The sequence below is a fragment of the Gramella sp. AN32 genome, assembly GCF_023718305.1.
Classification (GTDB): domain Bacteria; phylum Bacteroidota; class Bacteroidia; order Flavobacteriales; family Flavobacteriaceae; genus Christiangramia; species Christiangramia antarctica.
This window is the reverse complement of the sequence record NZ_QEYO01000002.1, coordinates 233,533-250,016: the sequence shown is the minus strand read 5'-3', so window position 1 is coordinate 250,016 and position 16,484 is coordinate 233,533. Positions and strand designations below refer to the sequence as shown.

Here is a 16,484-nt window from a genome sequence, read left to right as displayed (position 1 = left end):
GACAGAAAAATGTGAGCGTTGCAAGAATCTATCCAAGACCAACGTCTAAAGTCATCATAATGATGAATCCGCCAATAAATCCCAGAGTGGAAATATCTGTGAAATTTCCCTGCTGAGATTCAGGAACCACCTCCTCTACCACAACAAAGATCATGGCTCCAGCAGCAAAACATAAGGCATAAGGTAAGATTGGCTGAAAGGTCAATACCGCCCAGGCACCCAGTACCGCTGCAATAGGCTCTACAATAGCCGACATTTGCCCAAAATTAAAACTTTTCCATCTACTCAAACCCTGTCTTCTTAAAGGCATCGCCACAGCAAAACCTTCCGGGAAATTCTGGAGTCCAATTCCAATGGCCAATGCTACCGCACCTCCGATAGATGCACCTTCAAAACCGGCGGCTACACCACCAAATAAAACCCCTACCGCTAATCCTTCAGGTATATTATGTAAAGTGATCGCAAGGGTCAATAATACAGATTTGTGCCAGGGGGTTTTGATTCCTTCCTTATCTTCCATCTTAAAATTCACATGTAAATGCGGTAGAACCTTGTCAAGTGCAAATATAAACAGCGCTCCAAGTGAAAATCCCACAACCGCCGGGATCACTTTTTCAAAACCTTCTCCCGGGCTCATTTCAATTCCCGGGGCAAGTAAGCTCCAAAAACTTGCTGCGACCATAACGCCACCGGTAAAACCAAGCATCCCATCAAAAAGGCCGCGATTCATTCCTTTAAATAAAAATACCAGGGATGCGCCCAGGGCGGTTAGACCCCAGGTAAATAATGTTGCCAGAAAAGCGGCAAAAACCGGATCAAGCCCTTCAAAATAGGAAATAATAGAATCCATTTTTAATTAGTTTTTATATATAAATTAGTTGATATCACGTGTGAAATATTATGGGTAACCTCATCAATTTTAATTTGCATGGACTTATCGAAATCTTCTTTTTCCAATACCTCAATCTGCCGGCCTAAAGAAATCCTGTTTTTATCCAGATATTGGAGAAATTCTACGGAAGAATCTTTTACTCCCACACAAATTCCCTTATCTCCAGGTTTTAATTCTGCTAATAACTGATGATTTGCTACTGAAAAATTTCCATTAGCATCAGGAATGGGATCGCCATGTGGATCACGTTTTGGGTAGTTTAGAAATTTGTCCAGTTCGTTGGTAAGCTTTTCAGATTTTATATGCTCCAATTGTTCGGCAACTTCGTGCACCTCATCCCAGGAAAAATTAAGTTTTTCAACTAAAAAAACTTCCCATAGCCTATGTTTTCTAACAATTTCAACTGCGGCCGATTTCCCTTCTTCACTTAGTTTTACTCCCTGGTATTTCTTATAATTTACCAGCTCCTTTTCCGCAAGTTTCTTCACCATATCTGTTACCGATGATGGCTTGGTTTGCATTTCTTCGGCTAGGGCATTGGTACTTACGCCACTTTTATACGCAGTTTCAAGATGAAAAATAGCTTTCAGGTAGTTTTCTTCAGATAAGCTGAACATAGATTAAATTTTATTTCGTCAAAAATACATTTTTAATTCTATAAATCAATTTTTTAGGTAAGGCTAAATTTATTTTATACCTTTGTAAAAAATAATTTTAATGAAGAATCTAATACGTATCGTATTTAGTTTTGTTCTTACTACGGCAGGAGCGCAAAATATTGAGGTTTCCGGTACGGTTACCGAAGAGGAAAGACCCATTCCTTTTGCCAATATTTATATATCAAATACCAATCAGGGAACCAGCGCAGACATGAGAGGAAATTTTACCATCTCTTTAAAACCTGAAAATTTAGAACTTACCATTCAGGCTATTGGCTTTAAGACACGTAGAATTAGTATAGATCCTAGAGTCTATAAGGAGAAAAATCTGACTATTAAAATGCAGGAAGATGCTTTGGGCCTGGATGAGATTGTAATAAGTGCCACGAGAAACCGGATAAACCTAAAAGATTCTCCGGTTATTGTAAATGTGCTTAGTTCAAAATTATTCAATGCCACTCAGTCTACAACGGTTGCCGAAACTTTAAATTTTCAACCGGGTGTTCGGGTTGAGACGAACTGCCAGAATTGTGGTTTTACCCAGGTAAGGTTAAATGGCCTGGACGGAAGCTATACACAGATCTTGATAAATAGCCGGGCAGTTTTTAGCGCGCTTAATAGCGTATATGGTTTGGAACAAATTCCAACTTCAATTCTGGATCGTGTTGAAGTCGTGCGCAGTGGGGGATCAGCCTTATTTGGTTCAAATGCTATTGCCGGTACGGTAAATATTATCACTAAAGAACCTGTTCTAAATACATGGAATATCGCTTCGAACATTTCTTTGATAGATGGAGAAATCCCTGACAGAACCCTGAATTTTGCCGGTTCTGTAGTAACCGAAGATTTGAATAGCGGTGTTACGATTTATGGGATGAACCGGGATCGTGCAGCCTACGATGCAAATGGTGACGGATTTACTGAAATCACCGAATTGACCAACAATACCCTTGGTGCAAAGGCATTTTTTAAACCTGACGAAACAAGTAAATTAACATTAGACCTTACCGCGCTAAAAGAATACCGAAGGGGCGGTGATCGCCTGGACCTGGCTCCACACTTAACCGATATCACTGAACAATTAGACCACAATACTATTATTGGTGGGCTTACCTATGATTTCTCGAATGCCGATATGAGCAATAATTATTCGGTGTATGTTTCGGGACAACATACCGATAGAAAGAGTTTTTATGGTGGCCTTGGTGGTGGACGTACCGCACAGGATAGCCTGGCAGCCTCCAACGCTTACGGAAATACGAGTGATCTTGCCCTTTTAGGCGGATTTCAGTTTACCCATAATTTCAAAAATAACGATGTACTTACCACCGGATTAGAATATAACCGCAGCCGTACCGAAGATGCCATTGCCGGCTATAAAAGATTTATAGATCAGGAAGTGAATTCTTATGCTGCCTTTGGTCAATATGAATGGAAACCGGTAGAAAATTTTACCGCACTTGTGGGAGCAAGACTGGATCATGTGGATATTCTAGGGGAATATGCTGTTGAAAATGTAGAACGAAAATCTGAAATTAACCAGACAGTTTTAAGTCCCAGGTTAACCATTCTTTATGATATTACTGAAGAATTGCAGTTTAGGGGTGGATACGCAAGGGGATTCCGGGCGCCACAGGCTTTTAATGAAGACCTTCATATTTCATCGGTAGGCGGGGAACCGCAATTTGTGATACTATCAAATGATCTTGAAACCGAGTATTCCAATGCCTATACCGCATCCTTCAATTATTCAAAAAGCATCAATAAGTTGCAAACCGACTTTTTACTGGAAGGTTTCTATACCGAACTGCAAAATCCTTTTTCAACGGTAAGTACAGGGGCAAGCCTGCCCAACGGTTCCATTCTAAAGGAAGTTAGGAATGGTAGTGGGGCCTACGTAACCGGAACCAATTTTGAAATAGGGGTTTCACCATCTTCAGATTTGACATTTCAACTGGGGGGCACCTACCAAAGATCGATTTACAAAGAAGATCAGGTATTATATGAAGCAACAACAGATTCAGAAACTGAAGGGGATGTAATCATCTCAAAATTTGTAAGAAATCCTGATTTCTATGGGTATTTCAATGTAAACACTTCTCCATTTGAAGGCTTCGCTTTAGACTTTACCGGGACTTATACCGGGGAAATGACCATTCCAAGGGTTATAAATACAAATGGTTTCTTAGACCTGAGGGAATCACCTTCATTTTTTGATGCCAATATAAAATTAAGTCAGCATATAGACATTACAGAGAACTTTCATGTTAATCTAAGTACGGGTGTCCAGAATGTGTTCAATGCTTATCAGGATGATTTTGATACCGGCCCTACGCGGGATTCAGATTACATCTATGGACCATCCAGGCCCCGTACTTTTTTCTTCGGAATCAAATTTGGAAACCTCCACGATTAATATTTAGAATATGAAAAAGTTATTTTTAATACTATTGGTTTTCGCCCTTCAGCCCATAAAAGCGCAACACGCTGAAATAAATTGGATAGGTTTTGAAGACTTAGAAGATTCTTTAAAAGTCAAAACCAAGCCTGTAGTGCTTTATTTCTATACAGACTGGTGTGTTTACTGTAAAAAAATGGATAAGAATGCTTTCAGGGACCCGGAAATTGTTTCTAAAGTGAACCAGGATTTTTATGCGGTTAAAATGAATGCTGAAAGCACCGAACCTGTTGAATTTGAAGGACAAACTTTTACCAATGAACAGGCAAAAGTAAAACGAAATGGAGTGCACCAGATTCCACAAATACTCGCCACGCGAGAGGACAGGCCCATCTCATTCCCTGTTGTGATGGTGCTGGATGAAAATTTCAGGGTTAAAAGAAGAAGTTTTGAATATCTCACTTCTGAAAAATTAAAAATATTAATAAAAGACTAGCAAGAGATCTTTTTGATCTACGGTTTTTTCATAGCTAGTCTTGTTTGGAAGGCCTCTCGGTATTTTATCGGGAGGTTTTTTTACATCCCTCTTTCTTTTTGAATGTTTTCATAGGCTTCCTGGACTTTGGTGAATTTCTCCTGAGCACCTTTTCTATAAGCTTCGTCCATATGGCCCAATTTATCGGGGTGATATTTTTTTGCCATTTTACGATAAGCTTTTTTTACATCCTCGTTCGAGGCCGTCTTTTCAATTTCCAGGATGGTATAAGAATAGTCAGCTTTCTTGAAAAACATCGCTTTGATGCTTTCAAAATCACGACCAGTGATTTGAAGGTAACCGGAAATTTCCTGAATGGCCCTGGCTTCAGCTTCACTTACGCGACCATCAGCTTTGGCAATTCCGAAGAGAAAATGAACAATTTGAAGCCTGGTTGGATATTTAGTCCGTGCAGCAAGATATCTTCCAATACGGCTAGCCGAAACCTGCCTGTTCTTAACGACTTCGTTAAAAGTCCTAAAAGTAGCATTCGCGCGTTCTTTCCCGTATGATTGCACAAAATATGCCCGCACATAATCAAGTTCGGTTTGGGATACCTGCCCATCAGCCTTGATCACAAGGGAACAAAGGGATAAAAGATTCAGTTCGAAATCTCCGGGAGAAACACTTGATTTTTGCTGGCCACCTATGGAGTTTAAAAATCCACCGGAAGATCGTATATAATTATCCACTAGGGTTCCGACTATAAATCCTAAAATGGCTCCGGGGAATCTAAAATACATATAACCCAGAAACGTTAACAACCATTTAATCATGGGGCAATTTTCTTTGTTGGCTAAGATAGTATTTTCGGTATTTAATCAGCAAACACTTCATTTCAAATAAATATCCTTTAATAAATTACACCTATGTGTTCATAGTAAATGGAAATATGCAGGCTGAAGTTTATTTGGTATCTTTGTACCTTTAAATTGTTTAATAAAAATATAGATATATGTATCCAGCAGAATTAGTAAAACCAATGAGAGAGGATTTGACCAAGCTTGGTTTTGAAGAATTACACACGGTTGAAGATGTTGATAAGGCTATGGAAACTAAAGGGACTACTTTAGTGGTGGTAAATTCGGTTTGTGGATGTGCTGCTGCCAATGCCCGTCCGGGAGCCAGAATGTCTTTACAAAATGCAAAAAAACCTGATAATTTATATACCGTTTTCGCAGGTGTAGATGGCGAAGCAACAGATAAGGCCAGAAGTTACATGGTTCCTTTCCCTCCTTCTTCCCCTTCTATGGCACTTTATAAAGACGGGGAGTTAGTGCATATGTTAGAGCGTCACCATATTGAAGGTCGCCCTGCAGAAATGATCGCAGAAAATCTTATTGGAGCTTATAACGAATTTTGTTAATAAGCCTTCCAAATATGATAAAAGCCGGCCTCGAGTCGGCTTTTTTATTTGGGTTTTTTAAAATCCCTATTTTTGTATTTTTGGTTTTATGAAAAAAATACTTTCCTACCCGCTATCGGTAGTTTTTATTTTTCTTTTTTTTCTTACACTTGTGATATTTCACCCTATCCAGATACTTTGTCTAAAATTGGGTGGATATAGCGCCCATAAGCGTAGCGTAGATATTCTCAATTTATGCCTGATGCGTTGCCTAAACGTGTTGGGAACAAGCTTTCACCTGGAAAATAATTTTGATCTTCCTAAGGATAAAACCTGCATTTTTGTAGCCAATCATCAGGGGATGTATGACATTCCTCCTTTAGTTTGGTTTTTTAGAAAGCATCATGCGAAATTCGTAAGTAAAAAAGAACTGGGAAAGGGTATCCCCAGTGTTAGCTATAACTTAAGACATAATGGATCGGTTTTAATAGACAGAAAAAATCGTCGGGAATCTCTCGTGAAAATGAGCAATTTTGCTGATTATCTTAAAAAAACCAAACATTCTGCCGTGATCTTTCCTGAAGGAACAAGAAGCCGGAATGGCCAACCTAAAAAATTTCAGGTTAATGGGATGATGGTTCTCTTCAAAAAACTTCCTGATGCAGTAGTGGTTCCTATTACGATAAACAATTCCTGGAAATTATTCAAACATGGAAATTTCCCCATAGAATTGGGTGTTCCTGTAACTTTTAAAATTCATCAGCCTATTCCAGTTTCTTCTAATGATGCTCAAAGTTTAGCTGCTGAAGTGGAAAGAATTATTATTGCTGATATCATTTAGATGACTGAAAAAGATCTTTCTCTGGTAAAAAATACTACCAGTTTCGTTAAAAAAACACTCTCCAATGCTGAAGGTGGACATGACTGGTTTCATATAGAACGGGTTCTGAATAACGCCAAACTTATTGCCAAAAACGAACGTGCAGATATGCTTGTAGTGATTCTTGGTGCTTTGCTTCATGATATTGCCGACTCTAAATTTCACCAGGGAGATGAAAGTGTAGGACCTGAAAAAGCCAGGGAATTTCTGAAAAGTGAACAAGCAGAACCAGAGGTGATTGATCATGTGATTAGGATTATAGAAAACATATCTTTTAAAGGCGGAAATGTGGAGCAGAAATTTAAATCGATCGAACTGAATATCGTTCAGGATGCCGACAGATTAGATGCTATTGGTGCCATTGGGATTGCCCGAACTTTCAATTATGGTGGTTTTAAAGGCCGCCCTCTTTATGATCCCGATATTCAGCCAAATTTACAAATGACTAAAGAGGAATATAAAAAATCGAATGCTCCCACTATCAATCATTTCTATGAAAAATTATTATTGCTGAAGAACCGCATGAACACGGAAAGCGGGCAGAAAATCGCAGCCGATAGACATTTGTTTATGGAAAATTTTCTCAATCAATTCTATGCGGAATGGAATGGTAACCGCTAATTAGTCAATAAAATAATAATGTATCTGCGGAACCTCTGAAAAATTTTCTAGCGTAGGAAATTGACATATTTTTAGAAGATCTAATAAGATGCTGAAACAAGTTCAGCATAACGGTAATTCTAAAAACCAGCATCACCCTGAACTGGTTTCAGGGTCTCTAATACGTACCAAATAAAAACGTCAATGGTAGCGAAGCGAAGCAGTCTCCATAATAGATTGCTTCACTGCGCCTGCCTACCGCAGGCAGGTTCGCAATGACAACCAGTAGGGAAACGTCCTCAGTTTCGGATTCGGGACCCGTAGGTGCAAAATCCGTTCAAAAGAATTGCTGTTTGAGCGAAGCGAGTTCAATTCTTTTAGGATTTAAACCGTTACGGGTGAACGAGAAATTGCAGACTAGATTTTTTGTTTCTTTTTCAGCAATGGAAAAAGAAAAGAATGAAATATGTTTCGACTGCGCTCGCGATGACGAATAAAACTAAAGACTAACTTAAATTGTCATCCCGAACGGAGAGAGGAATCTCATGATCAATTAGCACTAACTAATTTACCGAAATCCTGCTTGCACATTTCGACTCCGCTCAATGTGACTAAGCATTCGTTATTGCGGGACTCCTGAAAAAAGTTTATCCAGCGGAGAAAATTGACTTTTTTAGCATATCAAATGAGATGCTGAAACAAGTTACCATTGACGTATTTATTTGCGTACTGTAGACCCTGAACTGGTCTCTAATACCTAACCAAATTAAAAAGTTATTGCCAGGAAACGAAGTGACCGAAGCAATCCCATGTAAGAACAAACATTGCCACGCCTTGCTCGCGATGACTATCAGCATTATTTGATTTCCTGGCACTCCGGGCAAAAATAGGTGCTTCTTCCCCCAATTTTGATCATCTCAATCTTGCCTTTGCCGTTAGGACAGTCTGCTCCTTCAGATCTATGTGAGCGCAAATACGAGGTTGGAATTTTCTTTCCCTCCATTTTACTTTTGGTGACGGTTTCCAAAACTTCGATCATATTTTTATACATCGCTGAAAGATCATTTTTACCAAGATTTTCAGTTTTTGATTTTGGATGGATTCCACTTTGGAAAAGCATTTCATCCACATACAAATTGCCCAGGCCGGCGATAAAAGACTGATCCATTAAGGCAGATTTTACATTGCCTTTTTTCTTTTCGAATAATTTCTGAAAATCAGCTTTGCTTAAATTTGTAGCATGCGGACCAAGTTTTTGCTTCTTCTTGAAGTTTTCAATAGAATCAGTAAGAAAAAGTTTTCCGAATTTCCGCGGACATATAAATGAAAGTTTACCCCCATTTTCGAAAGTAAGCGTGAGTTGTGCATGTTTGTGGACCTCATCGTGTTTAAAATAATCCATCCGGCCAGTCATACCGAAATGAATAACCAGAAAACCTTTCTTCTTCAATTCAACGAGCAGGTATTTCCCAATTTGGCTAATAGATTCCAGTTGATTCTTCAGCAAAACTTCTTCAAAATATTTTTTTGCGGACTGAAATATTTTCGTTGCACCCGTCTCTACCTGAACAATTTGCTGATGCAAACTGGTGGAATCTATATATACTTTCTGATAGGCAACTTCTGGTAATTCCGGCATTTTTTTGTTTTTAAATTACTAAAAAAGTTTCATCTGTCCGTCCCTTTGTTGCTCAAAAAGGGAACAATTTAAAACCGGTTTTTCCCGATCCTTTAAATAAAGACCTCTGGCGATCTTAAATTGCTGCGCCACCTGATTGGCAAATTCTCCTTCTCCTTTCATTCTTACGCCATACCTGCTATCATTTAAACTTCCTCCATGAACACTTTCAATTTGATGCAAGACTTTGGCCGCGCGATCTGGCATGGCTTTTTGAATCCAATCGGTAAAAATCTGGCCTATCGCCCCATTAAGCCGAACGATGGTGTAACCTACTCCAAAAGCTCCTCTTTCTGCTATTTCCTTTACCAGGGGTAAGATCTCATGGCTGTTGATCGAGGGGATAATAGGGGCCATCATCACCCGCACCGGAATATTATTGTTAGTTAGGGTTTCCAGGGTTTGCAATCTCTTTTTAATGGTTGCGGTTCTTGGCTCCACGATTCTCCGCGTTTCTTCACTTAGACTTGTAATGGAAAGGTTCACCGTGATCAAATTATCTGCGGCTAGTTCTTTTATGATATCAAGATCTCGCAGGATAAGTGAATTTTTTGTGATTATTCCCGTGGGATGTTTAAATTTTAGGAAAGTTTTTAAAAGGTTTTGGGTGATCTGAAATTTTTTTTCAATGGGTTGGTAACAATCGGTATTACCGGAAAGAATAATTGGGATCGCTTCCCAACTTCTACTCCGTAACTTTTTTTCTAGCAATTCTACCGCGTTTTTCTTGACCAGAATTTTCCTTTCAAAATCCTTCCCCGCGCTAAATCCCCAATATTCATGTGAATTTCGAGCGTAACAATAAATGCAGCCATGTTCACAACCCTGATACGGATTTAACGAATATCCCATACCTACATCGGGACTGTCCACCTTATTAACTATTGACTTCGGAAAAGTCTCTATGGTGACCGTCTTATTATCTTCCCAATCATCACCTTCCGCAGCACAATAATTTAAAAAATCGTCCCTTGTTTCATGGCTATGCTCAAAAAACCGATTATGCACATTCATTTGCGCCCCTCTTCCTTTTAAAAATTCATTTTCAGCCATCTTCAAAAATATGGAATATTTCCTTTTTAATGGATTATTTCCAATTTATTTTACTCAAATTTATTAAATTTAACTTCATATTTCCCTGAATTCAGTTACCATGACGATTAGAATATGTTGCGATTATCAATTAGTTCAAAAAAAGTCATGCTGAACTTGTTTCAGCATCTTATTAGATATTCTAAAAAATACGTCAATTTCCTGCGCTAGTTAAAACTTTTTATCACTTGCCTTAGGGTGACGTTAAATAAATAACATGAAAAACCTCCCAGGTTTTGAAAACCTGGGAGGTTTGGATTCTAAATAACGCTATTGAAATTATGCTAGCCCTTGACGTTAGTTTATCCTGAGCGAAGCTGAAAGATTCAGGCTGACAATTTTTAAGGTTAAAAGATCGAAAACAAAATAAGATCCTGCAACTCCCGATACTTCGGGACAGGATGACATAATATAAAATCGCCTCTTTTAACTTTTATTTCCCCGGGAAATCTGCCTTTCTTTTGTTTAGAAAAGCACTGGTTCCTTCCTTGAAATCTTCTGTTCCAAAAGCCCGGCCGAATTCTTCGATTTCAATTTCAAAACCATTTTTACCGGCTTCATAATTTGCGTTGATAGCCTTTATAGCTCCTTTTATGGCACACATAGAGTTTTTCAAAATCTTTGCCGCCATCTCATTACAAAAATCTTCCAACTCAGCTAATTCAACCACATGGTTAACGAGGTTATATTGTAAAGCCTGGTTGGCATCGATCATATTCGCGGTCATGATCATTTCCATCGCCCGGCCTTTTCCCACCAGTTGTGGCAATCGCTGTGTCCCACCATAACCTGGGATCACTCCCAGGGAAACTTCCGGTAAACCCATTTTCGCATTATCACTGGCAATTCTAAAATGAGCCGCCATGGCCAGTTCAAGCCCGCCGCCAAGGGCAAATCCGTTGATCGCCGCAATTACCGGTTTTGGAAAATTGGCTACATAATCGAACAGTTTATTTTGACCGTCTGCGGAAAGTCTTTTTCCTTCTTTCGGGGAATAATCGGCAAATTCACTAATATCGGCACCGGCAACAAAAGCTTTTTCGCCACTTCCGGTTATGATCACCACTTTTACGTCTTTATCTTCCCTGGCATCCTTTAAACACTCATGCAATTCCTGAATGGTGTCACGGTTAAGCGCATTCAGCTTCTTGGGTCTGTCTATGGTGATCGTTAAAATATGATCATCAACTACTGCTAAAATATTTTCGTAATTCATTGATTAATTTTTTGGAAATCGTACATTAAAAATTGTTCCTTTACCTTCTTTCGATTCAAAATTAATGGAGCCGCCATAAGTTTCCACTATATTTTTCACCATGGCAAGTCCAAGTCCCATCCCACTGCTTTTGGTGGTGAATTTTGGCTCAAAAACCTTGTCTTTATTCTCTTCGGAAATTCCCGAACCGTTATCATATACTGAAACACAAACGGTTGTTTCTTCTTCTTCCACATTTACTAAAATATGCGGATTTTCAGCTGCATCCAGTGCCTGCGTGGCATTTTTAACCAAATTGGTTACCACCCGAATGAGTTGGGTCCTATCAAACTTAGCAAGAATTTCCTCTTTTTCGGTTTTAAATTCGATATACTTTTCGTTAAAAATATCCAAAGCCAGTTTAACGATTTTTGGAACATTGAGCACTTCACTTTGCTGCGCCGGCATTTTGGCAAAATTCGAAAATGCTGAAGCAATCGAGCTCATGGTATCTATTTGATTGATCAACGTATTGCTATACTCCTTAACCTTTTCATAAATCTCTGGATCTTCGGGATCAAAATTTCTTTCGAAACTTTGTACGCTTAAACGCATGGGCGTAAGCGGATTCTTAATTTCGTGTGCCACCTGCTTTGCCATTTCGCGCCACGCCTGTTCCCTTTCTCCGGTGGCCAGTTTTACGGCACTTTCTTCCAGTTCATCAATCATACTATTATATGCTGAGACGAGCGCGTAGATCTCTTCAGTAGCATTGGAAAGCTCGATCTTCTGGTTTCTTTTATCCAATCTCGTTTGATTGATCTTTTCAGAAATGATCTTAAGAGATTTGGTAATATATTTTGAGAGGAAAAACGATAGAGTAATGGCAATGAACAACATAAAAAGATAGACTTCTCCCAACCTCATCAAAAAATTCTGAAGGTCCCTATTCAGCAAACTATCATCCTGCAAATAAGGTAAATACAGTATCGCCAGGGGCTTGAATTTTCCATCTGTAATATAGGTATAGGAAGACTGGTATTTTTGCCCGTTCACCTCCGTTTTCTTGAGATAGCGTTTATCTGTTGAAGCTGCCAGCTTATCGACAATCTGTGGTGAAATTTTATTATCCCGGCTATCTTTCAGAAAAGACTCATCAGATTTTATAAGCAGTTTTCCTTCCAGATCATAAATCTTGATCTGCATTTCATGGACCTGCTCCATTTCGAAGATCTTATCCCGGTCTTTAAAGATCATGGGAATATTATCTGTTTCTACCACATAGGTAGTATTTGCCAGGACAAATTTGATATTTTCCCGTATTGCCTGTTCTTTTCTCTCCAGCCGTTCTTCGTGATAATTTTCAGCTTCCTGCTTGTATTGATAAACGGTAACCCCAAAAATTAAAATAGAAGCCCCAAGAACCAGCAGGATCATAGAGATAAAAATTCGGGTTCTTAAGCTAAGTTTAAGCAGTCTCATAAAGAAATTCTCGCTTTAAAGCTTACAATTATCACACCACATCAGGCTTTCGGATTTTTGGAACGAATGCGTTTGTAAAGTTTGATTCCTAACATTAACAGGATCGCCAGCACAAAAATTCCAATGACCCCGTAGATCCAGTTAATAGCATCACGGACGATCACCAAAAATATTACTGAAAATAAAATAATGGTAGAACCTTCATTCCAGATACGCATTTGATGGGAAGTCCATTTTACCACATCATTTTGTAATTCTTTAAAAATGTAATGACATTTTATATGATAGGCGAAGAGCAGTACTACGAAACCGAGCTTCACGTGCATCCAGCTTTGTTGCAGCCATTCCGGAATGAGAATCAGCAAAATTATGGCAAATATAGTGGCTAAAATTGCAGATGGCCAGGTAATGATAAACCAAAGACGTTTAGTCATTATTTTGAATTGCTTCCCTAAAATTGACTTATCTGGTTCCGGTTTTTGGATGGCTTCGATCTGGTAGACAAATAATCTGGGAATATAGAATAAGCCGGCGAACCAGGTGATCACAAAAATTAGGTGAAGTGCTTTGATGTAGTTATAGTATTCCATCATTCTTCTTCAGCTTCAACGAAAAGATAGTTCAGGTTGAGCTCGTTAAATTCTTTATTGAATTCTTTGATCTCCTCATTCAGAATTTTTTCAAATTTATCCAATTCTGAATTGATTGCCTGCGTTAGTTCGTTTTTAACCTCAACATCCTGTTGCGTTGGCGGGAAATCATCCATACCCACCAAACTATTTAGATGCGCCAGTTTATTGGTTAGTTTTATGGGGAAATTTAAAGGGTCCTGATTGCTTCTATTCTTGGTTTGATAGAGCTCATTTTCAATTTCTGAAAGTTGTGTGCTCAATGTATCGGCTTTTTCAACCAGAATTTTCGTGTCTTCATTATCTTTATATTGCTCCTTAAATGCTTTTAGCTTCACATCCAGATCACGCATTTTTTTAATAGATTTATGCGCCCTGTCTACCGTATTATTTACATCTGTAATAAAATCAAACTGCTTTTGCATCCCTTCAACCGTAGCTTCGGCATTCTTATCCGCTAAAACTTTAAAATTTTCAGAATAGGTCTTATCAGCTACTTCCAAAACCACCTTGTAATCTCCCGGAACGGCAGAAGCAGCTTCAGTATTGGCCCACCAAAGGATCATTCCGTCAAGCTTCTCCGCTCCTTCACCTTTTAAATCCCAGTTATGCGTATTACCGCCCTGCGAAACTTCCAGCTTATTTTTTTCATCTTTCGTACTGAAACTCTGGATAGTATCGTTTGTTGAATTTAAATAACTGATTTTAACCATTTCATCCTCTGGATCATTTTCCAGATAAAAATAAGTGTTTACCCCTCCGGCTAAATTCGTCCCGGCCGTAAGCGATTCACGAGATTTACCGCCCATACGGTAAGCATCCTGTGGTGTGTAGAGGACGTTCCCGTTTTTAGGATTATTCTCATATAACTGGTGAATAGGCCCAAGGTCGTCAAGTATCCAAAGACTTCGGCCCTGAGTCGCCACAATGAGATCGTTCTCTTTTAACGCCAGATCTGTAATTGGAACAACTGGAAGATTAAGCTGAAAAGACTTCCAGTTTTCACCATCATCAAAAGAGATATACATTCCGGTCTCCGTGCCTGCATATAATAATCCTTTTTTATTGGGATCTTCCCGAAGCACCCTGGTAAAATGCTCATTTTCGATCCCCCTGGTGATCTTTTTCCAGCTTTTCCCATAATCTGAAGTTTTATAAAGATAAGGCTGAAAATCTCCTAATTTATATCGCGTTCCTGCAACATAACAAGTACCAGCATCAAATGTAGAAGGCTCTACGCTATTGATCATCATCCATTCCGGCATTCCTTTTGGCGTAACATTTTTCCAATTCTTCCCCCCATCTTCGGAAACATGCACCAACCCATCATCACTTCCAGCCCAGAGGACTCCTGCTTTTACCGGAGATTCTGCAGCAGCAAAAATAGTCGCGTAATATTCAACTGAAGTATTATCCTGGGTTATTGGACCACCGGAAGATTTTTGTTTTGATTTATCATTTCTAGTAAGATCGGGGCTTATGGTCTCCCAACTTTCCCCTTCGTTGGTGGTTACATGTAAATGGTTTGAAGCAGTGTATAATTTCTTAGGATCGTTCGGAGAAAAGAAAATTGGAAAATTCCACTGAAACCTGTATTTAAGATCTTCGGCTCCGTGACCCATGGGATTATCTGGCCAAACGCTTACGCTTCTCACTGTTCCTGTTTCATGATTATAACGGGTTAGAAATCCGTCATAACTCCCCCCATACACAATTTCGCTATTTTCAGGATCTACCGCGATATGGGCACTTTCACCCCCGGCTGTAGATTCCCAATCGCTTTCGCTAATTGAACCACCTTCAGATCGATGTTTTATCCTAACCGTACTATTATCCTGCTGTGCCCCGTAAATCCGGTAAGGGAAGGCATTGTCTGTGGTAACCCTGTAAAATTGCGCAGTGGGCTGATTGTGATATGTGCTCCAGGTTTCCCCGCCGTCATAGGTAATTTGCGCTCCGCCATCATCCCCCATAATCATTCTGGAAGGATCTTCCGGGGCGATCCAAAGATCGTGATGATCTCCATGGGGCGCGTTAGAACTGGTATAGGTTTTCCCTCCATCGGTACTTTTATGGTAACTCACGTTTAAAACATACACCACATCTTCATCTTCGGAATCGGCGTAGATCCGGGTATAATACCAGGCCCTCTGGCGCAAACTTCTATCATCATTAATCTGTTTCCAGGTTTCCCCACCATCTTCACTACGATAGACTCCGCCTTTTTCTTTATTTTCGACAATTGCCCAGACCCTTTCACTATTTTGAGGAGAAACGGTCACGCCAATAATTCCCAGCGTATCGGTAGGAAAGCCTTTATTTTTTGAAATCTCATTCCAGGTTTCACCACTATCTGTACTTTTCCATAGAGCCGATCCTTCACCACCACTGCTTAAACTGTAGGGGGTTCTCTGAATATTCCAGGTTGAAGCATATAAAATTCGGGGATTATTTGGATCCATGGTGAGATCTACGGCACCAGCATTTTCATTGGCAAACAGCACTTTTTTCCAGTTTTTACCTCCGTCTATAGATTTATAAACACCTCTTTCATCCGTAGGTTTATAAATATTCCCCAGTACCGCGGCATAAACAGTATTGTAATCTTTTGGATGCACGACAATTCTGGGAACATGCCTGCTTTTCTCCAATCCTGCCCACTTCCATGTTTTCCCGGCATCTTCGGTTTTCCAAAGGCCATATCCTGAAGAAACATTCCCACGAACGGTACTTTCTCCCCCGCCAACATAAATTACATTATGATCACTTTTCGCAACTTCAATAGCCCCAATAGACCCTCCGAAATAACCATCAGAAATATTTTCCCAGGTTCTTCCCCCATCTTTTGTTTGCCATACGCCGCCACCGGCAGCTCCAAAATAGAATAGGTTTGGTTTTCCGGGAACGCCGGTCACGGCAGCACTCCTTCCGCCACGAAACGGACCAACCAGCCTATATTGCAAAGCGTCATAATATTTTTCATCGAACTGTTGCGCCTTAGCTTCTTCCGAAGAAAAGAGAATGAAAATTGAGAGGAACAGGAAAAGATAGGAATCGTAATTCTTGGTCATGTTTGTGGGTTTTGCAAAAATTTAAATA

14 protein-coding genes are annotated in these 16,484 nt (G+C 39.5%); 5 read left to right on the top strand and 9 right to left on the bottom strand.

The window, feature by feature from the left end:
• Positions 1-28: 28 nt before the first annotated feature.
• Together DHD80_RS03670 and DHD80_RS03665 are read right to left on the bottom strand one after the other, a co-directional pair.
• Positions 29-850, bottom strand: a complete 822-nt coding sequence (locus DHD80_RS03670) for a ZIP family metal transporter (RefSeq protein WP_251739685.1) — start codon at positions 848-850, stop codon at positions 29-31.
• Positions 851-852: 2 nt separating this feature from the next.
• Complete coding sequence (locus tag DHD80_RS03665; RefSeq protein ID WP_251739683.1) at positions 853-1,509, bottom strand: metal-dependent transcriptional regulator; 657 nt, start codon at positions 1,507-1,509, stop codon at positions 853-855.
• Positions 1,510-1,609: 100 nt separating this feature from the next.
• On the opposite strand from DHD80_RS03665, the gene DHD80_RS03660 reads away from it, so the two are divergent.
• Both DHD80_RS03660 and DHD80_RS03655 read left to right on the top strand, forming a co-directional pair.
• Positions 1,610-3,967, top strand: a complete 2,358-nt coding sequence (locus tag DHD80_RS03660; protein ID WP_251739681.1) for a TonB-dependent receptor — start codon at positions 1,610-1,612, stop codon at positions 3,965-3,967.
• A 10-nt stretch (positions 3,968-3,977) separates the two neighbouring features.
• Complete coding sequence (locus DHD80_RS03655; RefSeq protein WP_251739679.1) at positions 3,978-4,445, top strand: thioredoxin fold domain-containing protein; 468 nt, start codon at positions 3,978-3,980, stop codon at positions 4,443-4,445.
• A gap of 80 nt (positions 4,446-4,525) precedes the next feature.
• Here the strand turns inward: DHD80_RS03655 and DHD80_RS03650 are convergent, their stop codons facing one another.
• Positions 4,526-5,260: a TerB family tellurite resistance protein gene (locus DHD80_RS03650; RefSeq protein ID WP_251739677.1), complete on the bottom strand. Its 735-nt coding sequence runs from the start codon at positions 5,258-5,260 to the stop codon at positions 4,526-4,528.
• A gap of 179 nt (positions 5,261-5,439) precedes the next feature.
• Here DHD80_RS03650 and DHD80_RS03645 point away from each other — a divergent pair, with 179 nt between their 5' ends.
• The 3 genes from DHD80_RS03645 (at position 5,440) to DHD80_RS03635 (ending at position 7,330) form a co-directional block, all read left to right on the top strand.
• Positions 5,440-5,850, top strand: coding sequence for a BrxA/BrxB family bacilliredoxin (locus DHD80_RS03645; RefSeq protein ID WP_251739675.1), 411 nt, complete (start codon positions 5,440-5,442; stop codon positions 5,848-5,850).
• Between the two features lie 88 nt (positions 5,851-5,938).
• Entirely contained in the window at positions 5,939-6,670 is a 732-nt protein-coding gene (locus tag DHD80_RS03640) for a lysophospholipid acyltransferase family protein (protein ID WP_251739673.1), read from the top strand.
• Positions 6,671-7,330 (top strand): HD domain-containing protein, encoded by a 660-nt coding sequence (locus DHD80_RS03635; RefSeq protein WP_251739671.1) that lies wholly within the window; start codon positions 6,671-6,673, stop codon positions 7,328-7,330. It abuts the gene before it with no gap.
• An 835-nt stretch (positions 7,331-8,165) separates the two neighbouring features.
• Here DHD80_RS03635 and DHD80_RS03630 read toward each other — a convergent pair.
• The 6 genes from DHD80_RS03630 to DHD80_RS03605 all read right to left on the bottom strand — a co-directional run bounded on the left by DHD80_RS03630 (position 8,166) and on the right by DHD80_RS03605 (position 16,456).
• Entirely contained in the window at positions 8,166-8,948 is a 783-nt protein-coding gene (locus tag DHD80_RS03630) for a DNA-formamidopyrimidine glycosylase family protein (protein ID WP_251739669.1), read from the bottom strand.
• 18 nt (positions 8,949-8,966) lie between these two features.
• Entirely contained in the window at positions 8,967-10,040 is a 1,074-nt protein-coding gene (locus DHD80_RS03625; protein WP_251739667.1) for a PA0069 family radical SAM protein, read from the bottom strand.
• Positions 10,041-10,512: 472 nt separating this feature from the next.
• The gene (locus DHD80_RS03620) at positions 10,513-11,295 is read right to left on the bottom strand and encodes an enoyl-CoA hydratase-related protein (RefSeq protein WP_251739665.1); all 783 of its coding nucleotides are present in this window, start codon (positions 11,293-11,295) and stop codon (positions 10,513-10,515) included.
• 3 nt (positions 11,296-11,298) lie between these two features.
• Positions 11,299-12,756 (bottom strand): ATP-binding protein, encoded by a 1,458-nt coding sequence (locus DHD80_RS03615; protein ID WP_251739663.1) that lies wholly within the window; start codon positions 12,754-12,756, stop codon positions 11,299-11,301.
• Positions 12,757-12,797: 41 nt separating this feature from the next.
• Complete coding sequence (locus DHD80_RS03610) at positions 12,798-13,346, bottom strand: CopD family protein (protein ID WP_251739933.1); 549 nt, start codon at positions 13,344-13,346, stop codon at positions 12,798-12,800.
• On the bottom strand, positions 13,346-16,456 hold the full coding sequence (locus DHD80_RS03605) for a glycosyl hydrolase (protein WP_251739661.1): 3,111 nt from the start codon (positions 16,454-16,456) through the stop codon (positions 13,346-13,348). The genes DHD80_RS03610 and DHD80_RS03605 overlap by 1 nt, the downstream gene beginning before the upstream one ends.
• Between the last annotated feature and the right edge of the window lie 28 nt (positions 16,457-16,484).

Bases quoted from the DNA above. Each gene is read 5' to 3' on its own strand.
- DHD80_RS03645 (WP_251739675.1), top strand. From the start codon at position 5,440: ATGTATCCAGCAGAATTAGTAAAACCAATGAGAGAGGATTTGACCAAG.
- DHD80_RS03605 (WP_251739661.1), bottom strand. From the start codon at position 16,456: ATGACCAAGAATTACGATTCCTATCTTTTCCTGTTCCTCTCAATTTTC.
- DHD80_RS03640 (WP_251739673.1), top strand. From the start codon at position 5,939: ATGAAAAAAATACTTTCCTACCCGCTATCGGTAGTTTTTATTTTTCTT.
- DHD80_RS03650 (WP_251739677.1), bottom strand. From the start codon at position 5,260: ATGATTAAATGGTTGTTAACGTTTCTGGGTTATATGTATTTTAGATTC.
- DHD80_RS03635 (WP_251739671.1), top strand. From the start codon at position 6,671: ATGACTGAAAAAGATCTTTCTCTGGTAAAAAATACTACCAGTTTCGTT.
- DHD80_RS03610 (WP_251739933.1), bottom strand. From the start codon at position 13,346: ATGGAATACTATAACTACATCAAAGCACTTCACCTAATTTTTGTGATC.
- DHD80_RS03660 (WP_251739681.1), top strand. From the start codon at position 1,610: ATGAAGAATCTAATACGTATCGTATTTAGTTTTGTTCTTACTACGGCA.
- DHD80_RS03615 (WP_251739663.1), bottom strand. From the start codon at position 12,756: ATGAGACTGCTTAAACTTAGCTTAAGAACCCGAATTTTTATCTCTATG.
- DHD80_RS03620 (WP_251739665.1), bottom strand. From the start codon at position 11,295: ATGAATTACGAAAATATTTTAGCAGTAGTTGATGATCATATTTTAACG.
- DHD80_RS03670 (WP_251739685.1), bottom strand. From the start codon at position 850: ATGGATTCTATTATTTCCTATTTTGAAGGGCTTGATCCGGTTTTTGCC.
- DHD80_RS03625 (WP_251739667.1), bottom strand. From the start codon at position 10,040: ATGGCTGAAAATGAATTTTTAAAAGGAAGAGGGGCGCAAATGAATGTG.
- DHD80_RS03655 (WP_251739679.1), top strand. From the start codon at position 3,978: ATGAAAAAGTTATTTTTAATACTATTGGTTTTCGCCCTTCAGCCCATA.
- DHD80_RS03630 (WP_251739669.1), bottom strand. From the start codon at position 8,948: ATGCCGGAATTACCAGAAGTTGCCTATCAGAAAGTATATATAGATTCC.
- DHD80_RS03665 (WP_251739683.1), bottom strand. From the start codon at position 1,509: ATGTTCAGCTTATCTGAAGAAAACTACCTGAAAGCTATTTTTCATCTT.